This is a genomic window from Thermithiobacillus tepidarius DSM 3134 (assembly GCF_000423825.1).
Lineage (GTDB): Bacteria > Pseudomonadota > Gammaproteobacteria > Acidithiobacillales > Thermithiobacillaceae > Thermithiobacillus > Thermithiobacillus tepidarius.
In genome coordinates, this window is the sequence record NZ_AUIS01000008.1 from 106,970 (window position 1) to 126,356 (window position 19,387).

General features: G+C 71.7%; 18 protein-coding genes. 8 read left to right on the plus strand and 10 right to left on the minus strand.

Annotation, left to right across the window (positions count from 1 at the left end; translation table 11 throughout):
- Nucleotides 1-56: 56 nt before the first annotated feature.
- The 6 genes from G579_RS0106020 to G579_RS16135 are packed head-to-tail and all read left to right on the plus strand — an operon-like array spanning nt 57 to nt 5,244.
- Nucleotides 57-1,172 (plus strand): 4Fe-4S dicluster domain-containing protein, encoded by a 1,116-nt coding sequence (locus G579_RS0106020; RefSeq protein WP_038018450.1) that lies wholly within the window; start codon nt 57-59, stop codon nt 1,170-1,172.
- A complete protein-coding gene (locus tag G579_RS0106025) occupies nt 1,169-2,017 on the plus strand; it encodes an FAD/NAD(P)-binding protein (RefSeq protein WP_028989465.1) in 849 nt (282 codons plus the stop codon). The genes G579_RS0106020 and G579_RS0106025 overlap by 4 nt, the downstream gene beginning before the upstream one ends.
- A 2-nt stretch (nt 2,018-2,019) precedes the next feature.
- Nucleotides 2,020-2,877, plus strand: coding sequence for an NADH-quinone oxidoreductase subunit B family protein (locus tag G579_RS16125; RefSeq protein WP_230973806.1), 858 nt, complete (start codon nt 2,020-2,022; stop codon nt 2,875-2,877).
- On the plus strand, nt 2,874-3,500 hold the full coding sequence (locus tag G579_RS16130; RefSeq protein WP_155989751.1) for an endonuclease domain-containing protein: 627 nt from the start codon (nt 2,874-2,876) through the stop codon (nt 3,498-3,500). Before G579_RS16125 ends, G579_RS16130 begins: the two co-directional genes overlap by 4 nt.
- Nucleotides 3,497-4,783 carry a Ni/Fe hydrogenase subunit alpha gene (locus G579_RS0106040; RefSeq protein ID WP_028989466.1) on the plus strand — a complete coding sequence of 429 codons (1,287 nt, stop codon included), beginning with the start codon at nt 3,497-3,499 and terminating at the stop codon, nt 4,781-4,783. The genes G579_RS16130 and G579_RS0106040 overlap by 4 nt, the downstream gene beginning before the upstream one ends.
- Nucleotides 4,780-5,244 (plus strand): hydrogenase maturation protease, encoded by a 465-nt coding sequence (locus tag G579_RS16135; protein WP_038018452.1) that lies wholly within the window; start codon nt 4,780-4,782, stop codon nt 5,242-5,244. The genes G579_RS0106040 and G579_RS16135 overlap by 4 nt, the downstream gene beginning before the upstream one ends.
- Before the next feature lie 4 nt (nt 5,245-5,248).
- Here the strand turns inward: G579_RS16135 and G579_RS0106050 are convergent, their stop codons facing one another.
- The 10 genes from G579_RS0106050 to G579_RS16150 all read right to left on the minus strand — a co-directional run bounded on the left by G579_RS0106050 (nt 5,249) and on the right by G579_RS16150 (nt 17,004).
- Nucleotides 5,249-7,927, minus strand: a complete 2,679-nt coding sequence (locus G579_RS0106050; protein ID WP_028989467.1) for a bifunctional acetate--CoA ligase family protein/GNAT family N-acetyltransferase — start codon at nt 7,925-7,927, stop codon at nt 5,249-5,251.
- A 532-nt stretch (nt 7,928-8,459) separates the two neighbouring features.
- Nucleotides 8,460-9,506, minus strand: coding sequence for a hydrogenase expression/formation protein HypE (hypE, locus tag G579_RS0106055; protein WP_028989468.1), 1,047 nt, complete (start codon nt 9,504-9,506; stop codon nt 8,460-8,462).
- Nucleotides 9,503-10,684, minus strand: coding sequence for a hydrogenase formation protein HypD (gene hypD / locus G579_RS0106060; RefSeq protein WP_230973807.1), 1,182 nt, complete (start codon nt 10,682-10,684; stop codon nt 9,503-9,505). The genes hypE and hypD overlap by 4 nt, the downstream gene beginning before the upstream one ends.
- Nucleotides 10,685-10,803: 119 nt before the next feature.
- The gene (locus G579_RS0106065) at nt 10,804-11,031 is read right to left on the minus strand and encodes a HypC/HybG/HupF family hydrogenase formation chaperone (protein ID WP_028989470.1); all 228 of its coding nucleotides are present in this window, start codon (nt 11,029-11,031) and stop codon (nt 10,804-10,806) included.
- A 180-nt stretch (nt 11,032-11,211) separates the two neighbouring features.
- A complete protein-coding gene (hypF, locus tag G579_RS0106070; RefSeq protein ID WP_051180968.1) occupies nt 11,212-13,590 on the minus strand; it encodes a carbamoyltransferase HypF in 2,379 nt (792 codons plus the stop codon).
- Nucleotides 13,591-13,677: 87 nt separating this feature from the next.
- Nucleotides 13,678-14,538 (minus strand): hydrogenase nickel incorporation protein HypB, encoded by an 861-nt coding sequence (gene hypB, locus G579_RS0106075; protein ID WP_028989472.1) that lies wholly within the window; start codon nt 14,536-14,538, stop codon nt 13,678-13,680.
- Between the two features lie 9 nt (nt 14,539-14,547).
- Nucleotides 14,548-14,880 carry a hydrogenase maturation nickel metallochaperone HypA gene (gene hypA / locus G579_RS0106080; RefSeq protein ID WP_038018467.1) on the minus strand — a complete coding sequence of 111 codons (333 nt, stop codon included), beginning with the start codon at nt 14,878-14,880 and terminating at the stop codon, nt 14,548-14,550.
- Between the two features lies 1 nt (nt 14,881).
- Nucleotides 14,882-16,057, minus strand: a complete 1,176-nt coding sequence (locus G579_RS18155; RefSeq protein ID WP_051180971.1) for a nickel-dependent hydrogenase large subunit — start codon at nt 16,055-16,057, stop codon at nt 14,882-14,884.
- 21 nt (nt 16,058-16,078) lie between these two features.
- Entirely contained in the window at nt 16,079-16,534 is a 456-nt protein-coding gene (locus G579_RS19465) for a hydrogenase expression/formation C-terminal domain-containing protein (protein WP_230973808.1), read from the minus strand.
- 83 nt (nt 16,535-16,617) lie between these two features.
- Nucleotides 16,618-17,004 carry a HyaD/HybD family hydrogenase maturation endopeptidase gene (locus G579_RS16150; protein WP_211218668.1) on the minus strand — a complete coding sequence of 129 codons (387 nt, stop codon included), beginning with the start codon at nt 17,002-17,004 and terminating at the stop codon, nt 16,618-16,620.
- A 157-nt stretch (nt 17,005-17,161) separates the two neighbouring features.
- On the opposite strand from G579_RS16150, the gene G579_RS0106100 reads away from it, so the two are divergent.
- Nucleotides 17,162-17,413, plus strand: coding sequence for a HypC/HybG/HupF family hydrogenase formation chaperone (locus G579_RS0106100; protein ID WP_028989474.1), 252 nt, complete (start codon nt 17,162-17,164; stop codon nt 17,411-17,413).
- Between the two features lie 81 nt (nt 17,414-17,494).
- Nucleotides 17,495-19,363: an adenosylcobalamin-dependent ribonucleoside-diphosphate reductase gene (locus G579_RS16155; RefSeq protein WP_081662619.1), complete on the plus strand. Its 1,869-nt coding sequence runs from the start codon at nt 17,495-17,497 to the stop codon at nt 19,361-19,363.
- Nucleotides 19,364-19,387 lie beyond the last annotated feature (24 nt).

Below are 19,387 nucleotides of genomic sequence, written 5' to 3' on the forward strand. Positions count from 1 at the left end.
TTTGGCTGCCGCCCTGGGCTAAGCTTGCAACAAGCACTTCTTCCCGAGGCGGCGCCATGGCACAGGCAGCGTTGCTGGACAGAACGGCCTTCGATTTCCTGATCCAGACACTGATCACCCAGGGCTACCGGGTCCTCGGTCCGCAGGCCCGGACCGGGGCCATCGTCTGGGACGAGATCGGCAGCGCCGACGAGCTGCCGCGCGGGTTGCGCAGCGAGCAGCAGCCGGGGCACTACCGCCTGGTCGAGACCGGGAGCGCGCGCCTCTTCGATTACGTCCATGGCCCCGAATCCCTCAAGCGCCTGCTCTTCGCCCCCGAGGAAAGCCTCTGGACCGTGGACCGGGACGGCGAGATCCGCTTCAACGAGACCCTGCCGGCTGCCCGGCCCACCGCCGTCATCGGCGCCCGCGCCTGCGATATTGCCGGCATGCTCGTACAAGACCGCACCTTCCTGGCCGGCCCATGGTCCCCCTTCACCGATCCCTACTACGCCGCCCGCCGCGAGCATCTCTTCATCGTGGCGGTGAACTGCACCATGACCGCGCCCACCTGCTTCTGCGCGTCCATGGACACCGGGCCGCGGACGCGGACGGGCTTCGATCTGGCGTTGACGGAGCTGGACGACGGTTTCCTCGTGGAGACCGGCAGCCCCGCCGGCGAGGCCATTGCCGCCCGACTGCCCCTGCGCCCCGCCAGCCCCGCCGAGACCCAGGCCGCCGACGCCGCCATTGACGCCGCCGCCCGGGCGCAGGTTCGCAGCCTGGACCAGAGCGGCATCGTCGAGCTCCTCTTCGGCAACCTGGAGCACCCGCGCTGGGACGACGTGGCGAGCCGCTGTCTGTCCTGCGCCAACTGCGTGATGGTCTGCCCCACCTGCTTCTGCCACCGCGAGCACGATGCGGCCGCCCTGGACGGTCAGTCCAGCCGGCGCGTGCGCCAGTGGGACGCCTGCTTCACCCTGGAACACGGCTCCGTGCACGGCGGCCCGCTGCGCCCGCAGATCCGCCAACGCTACCGCCAGTGGCTCACCCACAAGGTGGCGTCCTGGATCGAGCAGTTCGGGGTCTCGGGCTGCGTCGGCTGCGGGCGCTGCATCACCTGGTGTCCCACCGGCATCGACCTCACCGAGGAGGTCGCCGCCATCCGCGCGCAGCCGGGGCTGCAGGCATGAACGCGGCCGTCCGCCCCATCCCCTATCTGCCGCAGGTGGCCGAGATCGTGGCGCGCCGGGAGGAGGCGGCGGGCATCTTCACCTTCCGCCTGCGCCTGAAGGACCCCGCGCGGCGGGCGGCCTACCGCTTCCAGCCCGGCCAGTTCAACATGCTCTATCTCTTCGGCGTGGGCGAGGTGCCGATCTCCATCGTCTCCGATCCCGAGGACCCGGAGCTCATCGACCACACCATCCGCGCCGTGGGACGGGTGACGGAGGGCCTGGCGCGGCTGGGGCCCGGCGACACCCTGGGCCTGCGCGGCCCCTTCGGGCGCGGCTGGCCGGTGGAGCAGGCCAGGGGCCGCGACCTGCTCATGGTCACCGGCGGCCTCGGCTGCGCGCCCACCACCTCGGCCATCCAGTACGCCCTGCAGCGGCGCGATGCCTACGGCCGCATCGCCATTGCCCACGGCGTCAAGCGCCCCGAGGACCTGATCTACGGCGAGCGCTTCGACTCCTGGTGCGCTGCGCCGGATACCCAGGTCCTGCTCACCGCCGACCAGGCCGGCCCCGGCTGGCGCGGAAAAGTGGGCCTGGTGACCGTGCTCCTGGACGAACTCGACCCGGCCATGTTCCGGGGCATGGCCATGATGTGCGGGCCCGAGGTCATGATGCGCGGCACCGCGGAGGAACTCCTGAAGCGCGGCATGCGGATCGAGGACATTTTCATCTCCATGGAGCGCAACATGCAGTGCGCCCTCGGCCACTGCGGCAACTGCCAGTTCGGCAAGGACTTCGTCTGCAAGAACGGGCCCGTCTTCCCTTACGGGGAAGTGCGCGGCCTGATGCGGGTCAGGGGGTACTGAGCATGGCCAAGCTGCGCGTCGCCGTCCACAAGTTCTCCTCCTGCGACGGCTGCCAGATGCAGCTCCTCAACATGGAGCAGGACCTGCTCACCCTGGCCGAGCGGGTGGAGATCGCGAACTTCATCGAGGCCTCCAGCACGGTCCTGCCGGGGCCCTACGACGTTTCCTTCGTGGAGGGCTCGGTGTCCACCCACGAGGAGCGCGAGCGCATCCGGCGCATCCGCGCCGAGAGCCGCCTGCTCATCGCCATCGGCGCCTGCGCCACCTCAGGCGGCATCCAGGCCCTGCGCAACTGGGGCCGGCACGAGGCCTTCCTGCACGCGGTCTACGCCACGCCCGAGACCATCGACAGCCTGGCCCAGTCCACCCCCTTTTCCGAGCACGTGAAGGTGGACGCCGAACTCTACGGCTGCCCGCCCGACCCCGGCCAGCTCAAGCGGGTGATCGCCGACCTGCTGGCCGGAGTCCCGCCCTGGGTGCCGACCGAGGCGGTCTGCCTCCAGTGCAAGCGCGACGGCAACGTCTGCGTGCTGGTGGCCAGGGGCGAACCCTGCCTCGGCCCCGTCACCCGCACCGGCTGCGGCGCCCTGTGCCCGCAGCAGGAACGCGACTGCTACGGCTGCTTCGGGCCGCAGGGCGGCGGCAATACCACCGCCCTGGGGCGGCGCTTCCTCGCACCGGACATCGGCCTGACGCCGCCCGAGATCGTGCGCCGCTACCGCTTCATCTACAACTGGGCGCCGGCCTTCCGCGAAGGCTCGAAGGCGTGGGAGAACCCGGGGCCGGGGATGGGGCCGCTTCCGACTTCGGGTACGGACAACTCCTCTCCGTCGGGGAGAGGGCAGGGTGAGGGGGCATGAAAAACAGCGAGACCACCTCCATCCAGTTTGCCCGCGAACTGCGGCAGCGGCAGACCGACGCCGAAAGCCGGTTCTGGCGTCATCTGCGCAGCCGCCAGCTCGACGGCCTCAAATTCCGCCGCCTGCACCCCGTCGGGCCCTACGTGCTGGATTTCTACTGCCACGAGGCGAGGCTGTGCGTGGAACTGGACGGCGGGCAGCACTACCTGGAGGCGGGCGCGCGGCGGGACGGGGCCCGGCGCCGGTTTCTGGAGGCGCAGGGCATTCGGACGCTGCGCTTCGGCAACCTGGACGTGCTGCAGAACATGGACGGCGTGCTGTCGGCCATCCTGGCGACGGCCCTCACCCCAGCCCGCTCCCCGAAGGAGAGGGAGCGCGGCGGGGCCAACCGGAGCAAACCGGGTCCGAAGACACCTCAAAGCGCCCGCTCACAGAGGGAGGGGAACAAAGTGACTGTGGAGCACGCCGCAGCAGCCCTCACCCCGCCCCTCTCCCAAAGGGAGAGGGAGTTAAAGCGCGACTGCGTGGAAAGCAGCTCCCACGGGGCACACGGCAACGACCGCCCCGGTGAACCCTCTCCCTCCGGGAGAGGGCAGGGCGAGGGCAGCGAGGTGAGCCCATGACCGAGCGCCGCATCGACGTCCCGGTCCTCACCCGCGTCGAAGGCGAGGGGGCGCTGTTCGTGCGCATCGAGGGGGAGCAGGTCGCCGACCTGCGCCTGCGCATCTTCGAGCCGCCGCGCTTTTTCGAGAAATTCCTGGAGGGCCGGAGCTGGAAGGAGGTGCCGGACGCGGTGGCGCGCATCTGCGGCATCTGCCCGGTGGCCTACCAGATGAGCGCGGTACATGCCATCGAGCAGGCCTTTGGCGTCGAGATCACACCCGAGATCCGGGCCCTACGCCGCCTCTATTACTGCGGCGAGTGGCTGGAGAGCCACGGCCTGCATATCCACCTGCTGGCCGCGCCCGATTTCCTGGGCTATCCCGACGCCATGCGCATGGCAAAGGATTACCCTGATCTGCTGCGCCGCGGCATGGCCCTGCAGGGCCTGGGCAACGACATCGTGCGTCTCTTCGGCGGGCGGCCGGTCAATCCGGTGGGCGCGCGGGTGGGCGGCTTCTACCGGGCGCCGACGCGCCGGGAGATGGACGCGCTGCAGGCGCGGGCCGAGGCGCTGCTGCCCGAGGCAGAGGCCCTGCTGCGCTGGACGGCGGGCCTGAAAGTGCCGGCGGTCGACCGGGACGTGTCCTGTGTCTCCCTGCGCCACGACCACGAATATCCCATGAACGCGGGCCGGATCGTGTCCAGCCAGGGGCTGGACATCGACGCCCGCGACTACGAGGCGCACTTCGCCGAGTTCCAGGTGCCCCACTCAACCGCCCTGCACGCCCAGCTGCACGGCCAACCCTACTGGGTCGGGCCCCTGCCGCGCCTGAACAACAATCTCGACCGCCTGCCGCCGGCCACCGCGCGCCTGCTGGCCGAGACCGGCATCCGCTGGCCGAGCGCCAACCCCTACCACAGCATCGTGGCGCGCGCCGTGGAGATGCATCTGGCCTTGGTGGAGGCCATCGGCCTCCTGGCGGGCTACCGGCCGCTGCGCCAGGGCTACGTGGACGTGAGCCCGCGCGCCGGGGTCGGCATGGCGGCCACCGAGGCGCCGCGCGGCATCCTTTGGCACCGCTACGAGCTGGACGGGCAGGGTCTGGTGCGCGCCGCCCGCATCGTGCCGCCCACCAGCCAGAACCAGGCGCAGATGGAAGCGGACCTGCGCGCGAGCGTTCAGGAAAACCTGGGCCTCGACGACACGGCGCTGCGCGCGCGCCTGGAGGCGGACATCCGCAATTACGACCCCTGCATCTCCTGCTCCACCCACTTCCTGCGGCTCACCGTGGAGCGCGCGTGACGCCCGTCCGCGTGCTCGGCATCGGTTCGCCCTGGGGCGACGACCGGATCGGCTGGCTGGCCGCCGAGGCGTTGCGGCCCATGGTGACGGACGCCGCGGTGGAGATCCGCGTGCTGGACCGCCCGGGCGCGACCCTGGTCGCCCATCTGGGCGACGCCGAAGCAGTGCTGCTGCTGGACGCCGTGCAGGGCGGCGGAACGCCCGGCCGGCTGCACCGCGTCGCCGGCCCGACCGTCGCCGCCTGCGCCCGCGCACCCCTGGCCACCCATGGCTTCGGCGTGGCCGAGGCGCTGGCCCTGGCGGCGGCGCTCGGTCATCTGCCGCGGCGACTCTGCCTCCTGGGCGTGGAGATTGCCGCCAGCCAACCCGCGGCCGCCCCCAGTGCGCCGGTCTTGGCGGCCCTGCCCGCCCTGCTGGATGCGGCGCGCGCCCAGCTGCACGCCTGGCGCCAGGCCGGCTAGCCGATCACTCCAAGGCCAAGCGCACTTCCACCAGCTCGGGATCGGGCGTCGCGTGGCGCTCGAAGCCGAAGCGCCGCGCCAAGCCCAGCATGGCCGTGTTGTCGGCCAGCACTTGGCCCACCAGCTCGCGCAGGCCGCGGGCGCGGCAGTAGCGGATCATCTTGTCGAGCAGGATGCGTCCCAGGCCCTGGCCCTTGAGGTCTGAACGCACCACGATGGCGAATTCGGCACGCTGGTTGTCCGGATCGGCGATGGAGCGCACCACGCCGAGGGTTTCGGGCTGGCCGTGGGCATCGGGGGCGGTGGCGATGAAAGCCATTTCGCGGTCGTAGTCGTTCTGGGTGAAGCGGGCCATCTCGCTGTGCGGAAACTCGCTGACCAGGCCGAAGAAGCGGAAGCGGATGTCCTCGGGCGTCAGGCGGCTGATGAAGGCCGCATGGGCCGGCTCGTCCTCGGGACGGATCGGGCGCAGCAGGACCTGGCGGCCCGAGCGCAGGACGGCGCTTTCCTCCAATTCACGCGGATAGGGACGGATGGCGAGGCGCGCCGGGCCCGGCTGCGCGGCCGGGGCGATACGGATGCGGGCGTCCAGGGCCAGCACGCCGTGTTCGTCGGCGATGAGTGGATTGATGTCCAGCTCGACGATCTCAGGAAGGTCGACGATGAGCTGGGAGACCTGGATCAGGGTCAGGCGGATGGCGTCCAGATCGGCCGGCGGGCGGTCGCGGTAGCCGCGCAGGAGCCGCGCCACCCGGGTGCGCTGGATGATCTCGCCGGCCAGGGTCATGTTCAGGGGCGGCAGGCCCACGGCGCGGTCGCCGATCACCTCCACCGCCGTGCCGCCCTGGCCGAAGAGGATGATCGGGCCAAAGACGGAGTCGGTGCTCATGCCGACGATGAGCTCGTGCGCCCCCGGGCGCCGCGCCATGCGCTGCACCGCGAAGCCGGTGAGGCGCGCCTCGGGGAAGATGGCCCGCAGGCGCGCCTGCATGGCTTCCGCCGCCGCCTGCAGGGCCGCCTCGTCGGCAATGTCGAGCACCACGCCGCCCACGTCCGACTTGTGGATGATGTCCGGCGACAGAATCTTGAGAGCCACCGGAAAGCCGATCTCGCGGGCCACCCGCAGCGTGTCCTCGGGGCTGGCGGCGATCTGGGTTTCGACGATGGGGATGCCGTAGGCGGCCAGCACCGCCTTGGCCTCGGGCTCGCTGAGCTGGTCGCGTCCGCTCGCCAGCACCTGCTGCACCAGCAGGCGCGCCGTGGCGGTGGCGGGCGTGAACTCGCTCGGCACCGAGGGCGGCGTCTCCATCAGCAGCTCCTGGTTGCGACGATAGCGCACCAGGTGCAGGAAGCCGCGCACCGCCTGGTCCGGGGTATCGAAGTTGGGGATGCCGGCGGCGTCCAGCACGGCCCGTGCCCGCTCCGCCGCGTAGTCGCCCATCCAGGAGGCGAGCACGGTGCGCTCGCTGCGGCGCGCCGCCTCGGCCACCGCCTGCGCCGCCGCCTCGCCGGGGGCGATGGCGGTGGGCACGTGCATGACCAGCACGGCATCGACATCGGGCGCCTTGAGCAGGATTTCGAGGCTCTGCGCGTAGCGCCGGGCGTCGGCGTCGCCGATGATGTCCACCGGATTGCCGCGCGACCAGGTGGCGGGCAGCACGGCATCGAGCTGGCGCACGGTGTCCTCACCCAGCTCGGCCAAGCGGCCGCCGCCGGCCACCAGGGCATCGGTGGCCATCACCGCCGGCCCGCCGCCGTTGCTCAGGATGGCCAGCCGCTCGCCCCGCAGGGGCCGCAGCCGCGCCACGGTCTCCACCGCGTCGAAGAGCTCGTCGATCTCGAAGACGCGCAGCATGCCCGCGCGCCGGATGGCGGCGTCGTAGACGTCGTCGGCGCCGGCCAGGGCGCCGGTGTGGGAAGTGGCCGCCTTCGCTCCCTCGGCCATGCGCCCGGCCTTGATGGCGAGCACCGGCTTGTTGCGCGCCGCGCCGCGGGCGGCGGACATGAAGCGGCGCGCCTCGCGCACCGCTTCGATGTAGAGCAGGATGGCGCGGGTGCCGGGGTCCGAGCCCAGATAGTCGAGCACGTCGGCGAAGTTCACGTCGGCGCTGTCGCCCAGCGACACGAAATGGGAAAAGCCGATGCCCTTGGCCCGCGCCCAGTCCAGCACCGCCGTGCACAGGGCGCCGGACTGGGAGACGAAGGCGATCTTGCCGGGCAGGGCGTCGATATGGGCGAAGCTGGCGTTGAGGCCGAGGCCGGGCACCAGGAGCCCGATGCAGTTGGGGCCGAGGATGCGCAGGGTGTGCGGCCGGGCCGCCGCCAGCATGGCCTCGGTGAGCGGCCGGTCGGCCTCGTCGCGCGCCTGGGACAGCCCGGCCGTGAGCACGATGGCGGCGCGGGTGCCGCGCGCGCCCAGCTCGCCGATGAGCGCCGGGACCGCGGCCGGCGGCGTGGCGATGACGGCCAGGTCGGGCGTGAGCGGCAGACTTGCCACGTCCGGATAGGTCAGCACCCCGGCCACCGCCGTGTACTTCGGGTTGACCGGCATCACCGGCCCGGCGAAGCCGCCCTGCAGCAGATTGCGCATCAGCACGGCGCCGACGCTGTCCGCCTGATTGGAAGCACCGATCACCGCCACCGAACGGGGGCGGAACAGGTGCTTGAGATTGCGGATGCTCATGGGAATACCCGTGGGTGTGGTCTGCTTCTTGAGTTTGAATCCCGGATCGCGGACCGGTTCATTCTCGCTTGCATGCCGGTTGCGCAGAAGCGCTTCAGCCGCGGGCCGGACCGGCGGCGGCAGCGGCTGCGCGCAGCAGCGACGGCGGATCGCGAGCCAGCTCGCGCCTGCGGCCGGCGGCTGTGGCGCGACCCAAGGATAATACCGGGACGCTCACCCTATCGGCCCCTCACCCTGCCCGCTCCGGGCGGGTGCGGTGCCGCGCCAAGGCCTGGCGGGCCGGCATGCTGGCTTGTCGGAGCGGGCTGGCCCGCGATCCGCTGTGTCCACAAGCCGAGCAATCGCGGGCCAGCCCGCTCCTGCAGCCAGTGGCGGCAACCTATGTAGGTTGGGCTGAGTGCAGCGAAGCCCAACGGGGGTTGGGGATGCCGTGCTACCCCATCGTCCCGCCGCATCGCGCAGGGCCGGCGGGAGATGCAGAAGCGAGCTGGCCATTGCGCGCTCACCGCCGGCCGGCGCGCCGGGCGCCATCTCAACAGATCCTGGGCAACTGCTCCCCGCTCAGCCAGTCCACGATGCGGCTGCCGCCGAAGCTGGTGGTCATCTGCACGAAGTGGTGCGGGTCGGCCCGAACCTCGCCGATGACGGCCGCCTCGCGCCCCAGCGGGTGCGCGCGCATGGCGGCGAGCAGGCGGTCGGCATCCTCCGGGGCGCAGATGGCGACGAGCTTGCCCTCGTTGGCCACGTAGAGGGGATCGAGGCCGAGGAACTCGCAGGCGGCGGCCACTTCGGTGCGGATGGGCAGGGCCGCCTCGTCGATGTGCATGCCCACGCCCGACTGCCGGGCCAGTTCGTTGAGGGTGGCGCCGAGGCCGCCGCGGGTGGGGTCGCGCAGGCAATGGATGTCCGGCACGGCGGCCAGCATGGCGGCCACCAGTTCGTGCAGGGCGGCGGTGTCCGATGCGATGCTGGTGCCGAAGGACAGGTTCTCGCGCAGGGACATGATGGCCACGCCGTGGTCGCCGAGGGTGCCGCTGAGCAGGATCTTGTCTCCCGGCCGGGCACGATCGCCCGACACCCGCACGTCGGCCGGCACCACGCCGATGCCGGTGGTGGTGATGAAGACGCCGTCGCCCTTGCCCTGCTCCACCACCTTGGTATCGCCGGTGACAATGGGCACGCCGGCCTGGCGGGCAGCGGCGGCCATGGACTCGACGATGCGCTTGAGGTCGCTCAGGGGAAAGCCCTCCTCCAGGATGAAGCCGGCCGAGAGGTAGAGCGGCTTCGCGCCGGCCATGGCCACGTCGTTGACGGTGCCGTGCACGGCCAGGCAGCCGATGTCGCCGCCGGGGAAGAAGAGCGGCGAGACCACGTGGCTGTCGGTGGCCATGACCAGGCGCCCGGCCGGCACGGAGAAGCAGGCCTGATCGTTCAACTGGCGCAGCCAGTCGTTGTCGAAGGCGGCCAGGAAAAGCTCGTCGATGAGCTGCGCCATGGCGCGCCCGCCGCTGCCGTGGGTCAGATCCACGCGGCCGCGCTTGAAGTCGATGGGGCGGATGTAGTCCTTGGCCGCGCTCATGCCTGCCCCGCCACGGCGACGTCCTTGAAGCGCCCGTAATTGTAGTAGGCCGCGCAGGCGCCCTCGCTGGAGACCATGCAGGCGCCGATGGGCTGGTCGGGCGTGCAGGCGGTGCCGAAGACCTTGCAGTCGCGCGGCCGCTTGACGCCGCGCAGGATAGCGCCGCACTCGCAGGCTTTGTGGTCCGGCACCGCTTGGGCCGGCACCGGAAAGCGCTGTTCGGCGTCGAAGGCCGCATAGGCGGCGCGGATGCGCAGCGCGCTCGCCGGGATCTGGCCGAGGCCGCGCCACTCGAAGCTCGGGCGCAGCTCGAAGAGCTCCGTCATCAGGGCCTGCGCCTTGCGGTTGCCCTCGGCGTCCACCGCCCGGCTGAACTCGTTTTCCACCTCCACGCGGCCGTCGTTGACCTGGCGCACCAGCATGAGCACGGACTGCAGCACGTCCAGGGGCTCGAAGCCGGAGATGACCACCGGGCGCCGGTAGTCGGCGGCGACGAAATCGTAGGGCCGGGTGCCGATGACGGCGCTCACGTGCGAGGGGCCGACGAAGCCATCGAGGCCGAGCTCGTCGCCCGTTTCCAGGATGGCGCGCATGGCCGGCGGGGTCAGCACGTGGTTGCAGAAGACGCTGAAGTTGTCGAGATCCAGCCGCGCCGCCTCGCGGATGACCACCGCCGTCGGCGGCGTGGTGGTCTCGAAGCCGATGGCGAAGAAGACCACCTGCCGGTCCGGATGCGCGACGGCGAGCTGCAGGGCGTCGCTCGCCGAGTAGACCATGCGCACGTCCGCGCCCGCCGCCCGCGCCTTCATCAGGCTCGTGCCGTTGGAGCCCGGTACGCGCAGCATGTCGGCATAGCTCGCCAGGATCACCCCGGGCGTGCGCGCCAGGGCGATGGCGTCATCGATGCGGCCCATGGGCAGCACGCAGACCGGGCAGCCGGGGCCGTGGATCATCTGGATATTGGCCGGCAGGAGATCCTCCAGGCCATAGCGGTAGATGGCATGGGTGTGCCCGCCGCAGAACTCCATGAAGCGGTACTGGCGCGCCGGCCGCACCGCCGCGGCGATGGCCGCGGCGATCTTGCGGGCCAGGCGGCCGTCGCGAAACTCGTCCACATAGGGAATGCCCATGGGCTGCTCCTCGTGCTGTCGTGGTCTTTGCCCTTGCTTTTTCTTCATCCAGCCCGCTCCCTGCTGAGCGGGCTGGATGAGGACTGCTTCAACGGCGCCCCGTTGGGCTTCGCGGCGCTCAGCCCAACCTACCTTCCTGTGCGCCCTCTCCCGCCGGGTGAGGGCGGCTAAGCCTTCTCCAACGCCTGCAACTCCTCGAACAGCGCCAGCGTGCGCGCCGCCTCCGCCGCGTCCAGGCGACTGATGGCGTAGCCCACGTGGACGATGACGTAGTCGCCTTCCCCCACGCCGTCCACCAGGCCCAGGGAAATGGTCTTGCGCACGCCGCCGATGTCCACCAGGGCGTTGTCGTCCTCCAGCACTTGCACCACCCGCGCCGGCATGGCCAGACACATGGTCGATCTCCTCGGTTGTTCCAAAACCGGCTTTTCCTCCCGTGGGGAGAAGGCCGGAATACAATAGCAGGGCTTGCCCTCACCCTGCCCTCTCCCGGAGGGAGAGGGTTCTATGCCGTGCCAAGCCCGACTCAGCACTCAGCACTCAGCACTCAGCACTCAGCACTCAGCACTCAGCACTCAGCACTCAGCACTCGGACATGTTCCAGCGGAAGCCGTTTCCTGCGCTTCGAGCCGGTGCAGCGCCACCCAGGCCTGTCCCAGGCTCAGGCCGCCATCGTTGGGCGGCGCGGCGCGGGCTTCCAGCACCGTGAGGCCGGACACCCGCAGGGCATCGCGCAGGGTCGTGCTCAGCAGGCGGTTCAAAAAGCAGCCGCCGCCGAAGGCCACGTGCCCGATCCCCTGCGCGGCGGCCGCGCGCCGCACCCAGTCCGCCAGCCCGGCGGCCAGGGTGGCGTGGAAGAGCGCGGCACCGTAGCCGGGATCGTCCAGATCCGCCAGCCGGTCGAGCAGGGGCAGGAAGCCGATGGTGCCGTCCGCCGCCAGCGTGCAGCCGCCGGCCATCGGCTCGACGGCGCCGTGCCCGGCGGCCAGGCTTTCCAGCCGCATGGCCGCCTGCCCTTCGAAATCCATCATCGCGCAGATGCCGAGCAGGCCCGCCGCCGCATCGAAGAGCCGCCCGGCGCTGCTGCTCGCCGGCGCATTGACGCCCTGGCGCAGCATCTGGCCGAGCAGCCCGGCCGCCGGTTGCCGGAAGCGGCCGGCGATCTCGGCCTCCCGGCCCAAAGCGTACAGTGCGCTGGCCGCCATGCGCCAGGGCTCGCGCGCGGCCCGGTCGCCGCCCGGCAGCACCAGAGGCTGCAAATGGCCCAGGCGCCGGCACGCGGCGCCGTCCACGTAGAGCAGCTCGCCGCCCCAGAGGCCGCCGTCCGCGCCCAGGCCGACCCCGTCCAGGGCCAGACCCAGCACCGGTCCGGCTATACCGTGCTCGGCCAGCACGGCGGCGATGTGGGCGTGGTGGTGCTGCACGCCGATCAGCGGCAGGCCCCGCTCCCGGGCGAGGCGGGCGGCGAAGCGGCTGCTGAAGAAGTCGGGGTGCAGGTCGTGGGCCACGCCGGCAGGCTCGACCTCCAGCACCCGCATGGCGTGTTCCACCGCTTCCTCCAGCGCCTCGCAAGCGGCGGCGTTGCCCAGGTCGCCGATGTGCGGGGACAGGAAGGCCTCGTCGCCGCGGGTCAGGCAGACCGCGTTCTTGAGCCAGCCGCCGCAGGCCAGCACCGGCGGACCGGCGCGGGCGAGCCGGATCGGCCGGGGCGTGTAGCCGCGGGCGCGGCGCACGAAGGCCGGCGCATCGTCCCGCAGCTGCACCACGCTGTCGTCGCAGCGCGCGAGGATGGGGCGGTCGTGCAGCACGAAGGCGTCGGCGATGCCGCGCAGCCGTTGCAGCGCCTCGTCGTTGCCGATGACCAGCGGCTCGCCGCCCGGATTGGCGCTGGTCATCACCAGGATCATCTCCTGCGGCTGCGTCAGCCACTCCGTGCCCGCTGGCCGCCCCGCCGCCTCGTGGAAAAGCAGGCAGTGCAGGGGCGTGTAGGGCAGCAGCACGCCCAGCCGATTCATCCCCGGCGCCACGCCGGCCAAGGCGGCATCGCAACCGGCGCGCTTGCGCAGCAGCACGATGGGCCGCTCCGGGTATGCCAGGGCCGCGCGTTCCGCCGCCGTGCACTCCGCCCAGCGCCCGACGGAGGCGGGATTGGCCGCCATCACGGCGAAGGGCTTCTCCCCGCGCCGCTTGCGGGCGCGCAGGCGGGCCACGGCCTCGGTATTGCGCGCGTCGCAGGCCAGGTGAAAGCCGCCCAGGCCCTTGATGGCCAGGATCTCGCCCCGGCGCAGGCGCGCCGCGGCCTCGGCCGGCACGTCATCCACCGCCAGCGCCTGGCCGTCGGCCCCGTGCAGGACCAGCCGCGGTCCGCAGGCCGGACAGGCGTTGGGCTGGGCGTGGAAACGGCGGTCGGCGGGGGCTTCGTACTCGCGCCGGCAGGCGGGACAGAGATCGAAGCCGGCCATGCTGGTCTGCGGCCGGTCGTAGGGCAGGCGGGCGGTGATGGTGTAGCGCGGCCCGCAGTGGGTGCAATTGATGAAGGGATAGCGGTAGCGGCGGTCGGCGGGATCGAAGAGCTCGGCCAGGCAGTCCGCGCAGACGGCCGCGTCCGGCACGATGCCCGTCGTGACGTGGCCGCCGCGGCTGGCGACGATGGCGAAGCCCGCTTCGCCGGCCCGCGGCGGCCGGGACGCCTGCTCCACGGCCGCGATGCGGGCCAGGGCCGGCGCCTCGCGTTGCAGGCGCTCGTGCAGGCGGGCGACGGCCGCCGCCGTGCCCTGCACCTCCAGTTCCACCCCTTCGGCGTCGTTGCGCACCCAGCCGCTCAGGCCCAGCTCCCCGGCCAGGCGGTAGACGAAAGGCCGGAAGCCCACGCCCTGCACCTGGCCGCGCACGCGCAAATGGCGGCGGACGAGCGGCGCGCTGGCTTCGGCCTGGGGCAAGGATGCCGGATTCATGCCGGCCGGCTCCCGGCGGGAGAGGGTGGCAGGTGCCAGCTCGCGCTTTCCAGGCGGATGGGTCGGGATGGGCGGCCGCCGCTCCGCTCAGCCCAGCGCATCCGCGCCCTCCCGGGCCGCCGCGGCGGCCCGCCGGCCGGCCTCGATCCAGGCCAGCCAGGCGTCCATGCCGTCGCCGGTCGTGGCCGAGAGCTGGATGACCTGGATGTCCGGATTCACCCGGCGGGCGTAATCGATGCAGCGCGCCACGTCGAAGGGCACATAGGGCAGGAGATCGGTCTTGTTGAGCAGCATCAGATCGGCTGCGTGGAACATGTCCGGGTACTTGAGCGGCTTGTCCTCGCCCTCGGTGACCGAGAGCACCGCCACCTTGTGCGCCTCGCCAAGATCGAAGCCGGCCGGGCAGACCAGGTTGCCCACGTTCTCGATGAAGAGCACGCTGTCGTCCGCCGGCCGCAGCCGGTCGAGGGCGCTGGCCACCATGGCGGCGTCGAGATGGCAGCCCTTGCCGGTGTTGATCTGCACCGCGGGCACCCCGGTGGCGCGGATGCGCTCGGCATCGAAGCTGGTCTGCTGGTCGCCCTCGATGACCGCTACCGGCAGACGCCCCTTGAGTAGCTCGATGCTGCGGGTCAGCAGGGTGGTCTTGCCGGAGCCGGGACTGGAGACGAGGTTCACCGCGAAGATGCCGCGCGCGGCCAGCCGGCGGCGGTTCTCCGCGGCCAGGGCGTCGTTCCTGGACAGGATGTCCTGCTCGATCTCGATCATGCGCGCCTGGCTCAGGCCCGGGGCATGGGCGCGGGCGGGGCCTTCGCCGAAGTGCAGATGATGGTGGCCCTGCCCGCCCGGCGCCTGTCCATGGCGTCGCTGCAGCGGCCCGAAGATCAGCCCCTGCCCGTGTCCCGCGATCCGGCCCTCGCCCGCGCCGCAGCCGCATACCGTGCACATAGCCAGCTCCTATTCCACGTCCAGTTCCTTGATCCGCATCTCCGTGCCCGCCGTGGGCTGCACGCCGTAGCCGCCGCAATGGGGGCAGGGATCGAAGCGCGCAGCCAGGGGCACGGCAGCGGCGCAGCTCAGGCACCAGCCTTCTCCCGCCTTGTCGATGATGGTGATCCGGGCGCCATCGGCCAGGGTGCCGCGGCTCACCACTTCCAGGGCGAAGCGCAAGGCTTCCACCTCCACCCCGGCCAGGCGGCCGATCTCCAGGCGGATCTCGCGGACCCGCCGGAAAGCCTGCTGGCTCGCCTGCTCCTCGATGATCTGCACGACGCGCTCGGCGAGCGACATCTCATGCATCCTGCAACTCCAGATCGTAGGCCACGCATGGGTCCAGCGCCAGTACCAACCGGCGGGCCTGGCGCGCCAGCGCGTCGCGGTCGGCGGCGGCGAGGCCGGCCATGCCCTGCACGAAGGCGCCGTGCGGGTGGAAATTCCACTCGGTCGGGGCGACGATCCAATAACGACCGACGCGCTCGCCGTCCAGGGCGACCCGGTGCAGCAGCAGGCCGCGCGCCGTCTCCACCCAGGCCGCGCCGGCGCCGCCCAGGGCCAGCGCCCCACTCCAGTCGTCCGCCGTCTCGCCGGCCAGGCACTCCCGCATGGCGCGCAGCGCGGCGGCCAGCTCCAGCCACCGCGCCAGGACCCGCAGCCGCAGGGTATTGCCCTCCGCCGCCAGCAGGGCCTGCAGCAGCGGATGCCGCTGGCGGCGGGCCAGGGCGCCGGTCTCCAGCGGCTGGCCCTGCCGGTGGGGGTGGGCGGCGAAGGACTCGTCCGCCGCCAACTCAGTCAGCAGCTCGGCCAGCAGCGCGGCGTGCATCGGCGGCATGAGCGGCACCGCGCTCGCGCCCCAGCGCCCGTCCGCCCACACGGCGCGCAACAGGCGCGTACTGTCCGCATCGGCCGTTTGCAGCCACCGCCCCAACGCCGCCGGGTCCGTCAGCGCCGGGTCCGGCACTTGCGCGCCGAGGCGCGCTTCCCATTCATCGCACAAATCCACCCACGGCGCAAAGACGGCGGCCGGCACTTCGCCGCCCGGCACGCGCCAGCCGGGGGCCGCCAGCAGGGCGGCGGCCGCCGTGGCCTGGGCCCGGCGCCACGCGCCAAAGGCCGGCGCGGCCGGCGGCAGGCCGTACAGGGGCGGCCAGTCCAGCCACAGGCGCCACAGATGCTCCTGCATCACTTCGGCCAACAGCAGGAGCGTGCGCCCGCGCCGGGCCGACGGGCTCGGCGCCGCGCCCAGGGCCGCCTCGGCGGCCTGCACGGCGGCCACGCTCTGGGCCTGTCCGCAGACGCCGAAGAGCAGCGGCACCCGCGCCAGGGCCTCGGCCAGCGGCCGGCCCTCCAGCACGCGGCTGGCGTGCAGCGGGCGGGTCGAGCGGACCGCTGCCCCGGCGGCCCGGCGCCCGTCCCAAAGCACGTTCAGGTGCAGCCGGCCTTCGATGCCGGCGCTGCGCGGCTCTCCCATGGACCGATGCCGCCGGCCGCGTCAGCGGACCTTGACCTGGATCAGCTCCTCGCCATCCGGGTCGGTCAGGTGTACGGCGCAGGCGATGCAAGGATCGAAGCTGTGGATGGTGCGCAGGATCTCGGGCAGATGGGTGATCTCGATCAGCTCGGCGGCGATGTCGCCGCCGCCGTTGCGGTGCGTCACCCACCACACGCCCGGGTAGGCGGTCTCGCGCACCGTGCTGGTGCCCGCCGCCTCGATGCTGGCCTCCACCTCGCCCTGGCCCAGCGCCGCCTGCAGCCATGCGTAGTCCGCCGGCGTCATGGGCACGCCGCGCAGATCGATGACCCCCGTGCCGCCCCCGTCGAGCAGCGCCTGCAGCGCGCCGGCGATCTCGTGGAGCAGGGCCAGGCCGTTGCCCGACAGGCCATCCGCCGCGGCCGGCGCCGGGTCCGCCGGCACCACCTTGACCTTGATGCCGTCCAGTCCGCTCATGCCGCCCACCTCCCGATCAAGGCCTTGGCGATGGCGCAAGCCTGCGGGATGGCCGCCGCCACCGCCGGGCTGGGGGCGTCGCCCTAGTCCAGCACGGCCGGTTGGATGCCGATCAGCGCCCGCCGCGCCGGCAGTTGCCCGCCCAGGCAGGCCACCGCCAAGAGGTCCAGGAGCCCGACCTCGTGCACGCTGCGCTTGCGATTGCTGCCGAGAAAACGGTCCATGTCCGCGTCCTCGAAGACGCGCACGGTGCCCGGCGGCGCCTGCCGCTCGGTCGCGTCGATGACGATCAGGCGGGCGGCCTCGCCGATGGGCACCGCCAAGGTGAAGCTGAGGGTGCCGCCGTCCAGGCATTCGACCTCTGGCCGCCCGGTCAAGGCGCTTTGCAGGACATGCACCGCGTGCACGCCGGCGCCCTCGTCGCTCAGCAGCGTGTTGCCCAGGCCCAGCACCAAGGTCTTGTCCGGCATGTTTCCATTCTTCCCGAGGCCACCGCAGTAGGTCGCTATCGATTCGTATCCGTCACTGTCGGCAATCACTGGTCCGGGGTAAATCCAACCATGGTAGGGGGGCGCGGCGGGCGGGCCGTACTAGAATGCCCGGAAAGCGATCGCACGAGGAACGGCCATGTGTCTCGCCATCCCCATGCAAGTCATGGAAATCAGCGGCTACCGCGCCCGCTGCGCGGCGCGCGGCAGCGAGCGCACCGTGAGCCTGTGGCTGCTGCAGGAGGATGATTTGGCGGTGGGCGACTACGTGATGGTGCAGTTGGACCACGCGGTGCGCAAGGTCAGCACCGAGGAGGCGCAGCTCGCCTGGGCGCTCTGCGACGAAATCCTCGCCTTTCCGGCAGCGGCCGCCCGCCCGTTGCCGGACTGAACGCCGCACCTTCCGCCCTCCGGACGCAGCCCCGACGCCCCACTTGGGTTAGAATGACTCCTCTTGCCGGAGGAGACCGCGATGCTGCCCGAACAGGAAATCTCGCAGGAAGTCCTGCGCCAGAAATACGCCAAGGGCGAGGAGCGCAGCGCCGACGACGTGCGCCGCCGAGTGGCCCGCGCCCTGGCCGCCGCGGAAAAGGACCCGGCGCGCTGGGAGGCCGCCTTCTTCCAGGCCCAGCAGGCCGGCTTCATCCCCGGCGGGCGGGTCAACAGTGCCGCCGGCACCCGCCTGCAGACCACCCTCATCAACTGCTTCGTGCAGCCGGTGGGCGACAGCATCTCCGAAACCATCGACGGCAAGCCGGGCATCTACGTCGCCCTCCTGCAGGCCGCCGAGACCATGCGCCGCGGCGGCGGGGTCGGCTATGATTTCTCCGCCATCCGGCCCAAGGGCGCCCTGGTGCAGGGCACCGGCTCGCGCGCCAGCGGCCCCATCTCCTACATGCAGGTCTTCGACCGCTCCTGCGAGACGGTGGAATCCGCCGGCGCGCGGCGCGGCGCGCAGATGGGCGTGCTGCGGGTGGACCATCCGGACATCGAGGACTTCGTCCGTGCCAAGGATCAGCCCGGCCAGCTCACCAACTTCAACATTTCCGTCGGCGTCACCGATGCCTTCATGGGCGCGGTGCAGGCGGACGACTTTTTCGAGCTGGTGCACCGGGCGGCGCCCGGCGAAGATCTGCTGCAGGCCGGCGCCTTCCGGCGCAAGGACGGGCTGTGGGTCTACCGGCGCATCCGCGCCCGCGAGCTGTGGGGGCAAATCATGGCCTCCACCTACGACCACGCCGAGCCGGGCGTGCTCTTCCTCGACCGCATCAACGGCGAGAACAATCTCTGGTACTGCGAAACCATCGAGGCCACCAACCCCTGCGCCGAGGAGCCGCTGCCGGACTACGGCTGCTGCTGTCTGGGCAGCATCGACCTGACCCGCTTCGTCGATAATGCCTTCTCACCCCGGGCCGCCTTCGACTTCGCCGGCTTCGCCCAGGTCGTGCAGACCGCCGTCCGCATGCTCGACGACGTGCTGGACGTTACCGTCTGGCCCCTGCCGGAACAGCAGCGCGAGGCCCTGGCCAAGCGCCGCGTGGGACTCGGCTTCACCGGCCTCGGCGACGCCCTGATCATGCTCGGCCTGCGCTACGACACGGAAGCGGCGCGCCGCCAGGCGGCGGAGCTCAGCCGGATCATGCGCGACACGGCCTATCGCGCCTCGGTCGAACTGGCCCGCGAAAAGGGCGCCTTCCCGCGCTTCGACGCCGAGCGCTATCTGGCCGCCGGCTTCACCCGCCGCCTGCCGGAGCCCATCCGCCAGGCCATCCGCCGGCACGGCATCCGCAACAGCCATCTGCTCAGCATCGCGCCCACCGGCACCATCAGCCTGGCCTTCGCCGACAACGTCAGCAACGGCATCGAGCCGCCCTACGCCTGGCGCTACACCCGCAAGAAGCGCAGCGCCGGCGGCGGCCAGCAGGAATTCATCGTGGAGGACCACGCCTGGCGCCTGTACCGGGCCCAGGGCGGCGACACGGAACAGCTGCCGCCCGCTTTCGTGACCGCGCTGGAGATCGCGGCGCGCGACCACCAGGCCATGGTGGCCGCCATCGCCCCCTGCATCGACGCCGCGGTCAGCAAGACGGTCAACGTGCCGGCCGATTATCCCTACGAGGATTTCAAGGACCTCTACCTGCAGGCCTGGCAGGCCGGCTTGAAGGGACTGGCCACCTTCCGGCCCAACCCCATCACCGGCGCGGTGCTGTCGGCGGCCGCGCCGGCCGTTGCCGGCCAAGAACACGAAGCGCCGCCCGCCAGCGACGCCATCGACCTCATCGCCCACCTGAACCCGCGCTGCCCGGCCTGCGCCGGCCCGGACGTCTATCCGGACAACTGAACTTGCAAGGCCGCGCAAAGCGCC

Excerpts from the sequence above, each read along its gene's own strand:
- G579_RS0106050 (WP_028989467.1), bottom strand. The coding sequence starts at position 7,927 with ATGAGCATCCGCAATCTCAAGCACCTGTTCCGCCCCCGTTCGGTGGCG.
- G579_RS18155 (WP_051180971.1), bottom strand. The coding sequence starts at position 16,057 with ATGGGAGAGCCGCGCAGCGCCGGCATCGAAGGCCGGCTGCACCTGAAC.
- G579_RS0106100 (WP_028989474.1), top strand. The coding sequence starts at position 17,162 with ATGTGTCTCGCCATCCCCATGCAAGTCATGGAAATCAGCGGCTACCGC.
- hypA (WP_038018467.1), bottom strand. The coding sequence starts at position 14,880 with ATGTCGCTCGCCGAGCGCGTCGTGCAGATCATCGAGGAGCAGGCGAGC.
- G579_RS16150 (WP_211218668.1), bottom strand. The coding sequence starts at position 17,004 with ATGCCGGACAAGACCTTGGTGCTGGGCCTGGGCAACACGCTGCTGAGC.
- G579_RS0106040 (WP_028989466.1), top strand. The coding sequence starts at position 3,497 with ATGACCGAGCGCCGCATCGACGTCCCGGTCCTCACCCGCGTCGAAGGC.
- G579_RS0106020 (WP_038018450.1), top strand. The coding sequence starts at position 57 with ATGGCACAGGCAGCGTTGCTGGACAGAACGGCCTTCGATTTCCTGATC.
- hypD (WP_230973807.1), bottom strand. The coding sequence starts at position 10,684 with ATGAAGAAAAAGCAAGGGCAAAGACCACGACAGCACGAGGAGCAGCCC.
- hypF (WP_051180968.1), bottom strand. The coding sequence starts at position 13,590 with ATGAATCCGGCATCCTTGCCCCAGGCCGAAGCCAGCGCGCCGCTCGTC.
- hypB (WP_028989472.1), bottom strand. The coding sequence starts at position 14,538 with ATGTGCACGGTATGCGGCTGCGGCGCGGGCGAGGGCCGGATCGCGGGA.
- G579_RS16155 (WP_081662619.1), top strand. The coding sequence starts at position 17,495 with ATGCTGCCCGAACAGGAAATCTCGCAGGAAGTCCTGCGCCAGAAATAC.
- G579_RS0106065 (WP_028989470.1), bottom strand. The coding sequence starts at position 11,031 with ATGTGTCTGGCCATGCCGGCGCGGGTGGTGCAAGTGCTGGAGGACGAC.
- G579_RS16130 (WP_155989751.1), top strand. The coding sequence starts at position 2,874 with ATGAAAAACAGCGAGACCACCTCCATCCAGTTTGCCCGCGAACTGCGG.
- hypE (WP_028989468.1), bottom strand. The coding sequence starts at position 9,506 with ATGAGCGCGGCCAAGGACTACATCCGCCCCATCGACTTCAAGCGCGGC.
- G579_RS16125 (WP_230973806.1), top strand. The coding sequence starts at position 2,020 with ATGGCCAAGCTGCGCGTCGCCGTCCACAAGTTCTCCTCCTGCGACGGC.
- G579_RS0106025 (WP_028989465.1), top strand. The coding sequence starts at position 1,169 with ATGAACGCGGCCGTCCGCCCCATCCCCTATCTGCCGCAGGTGGCCGAG.
- G579_RS19465 (WP_230973808.1), bottom strand. The coding sequence starts at position 16,534 with ATGAGCGGACTGGACGGCATCAAGGTCAAGGTGGTGCCGGCGGACCCG.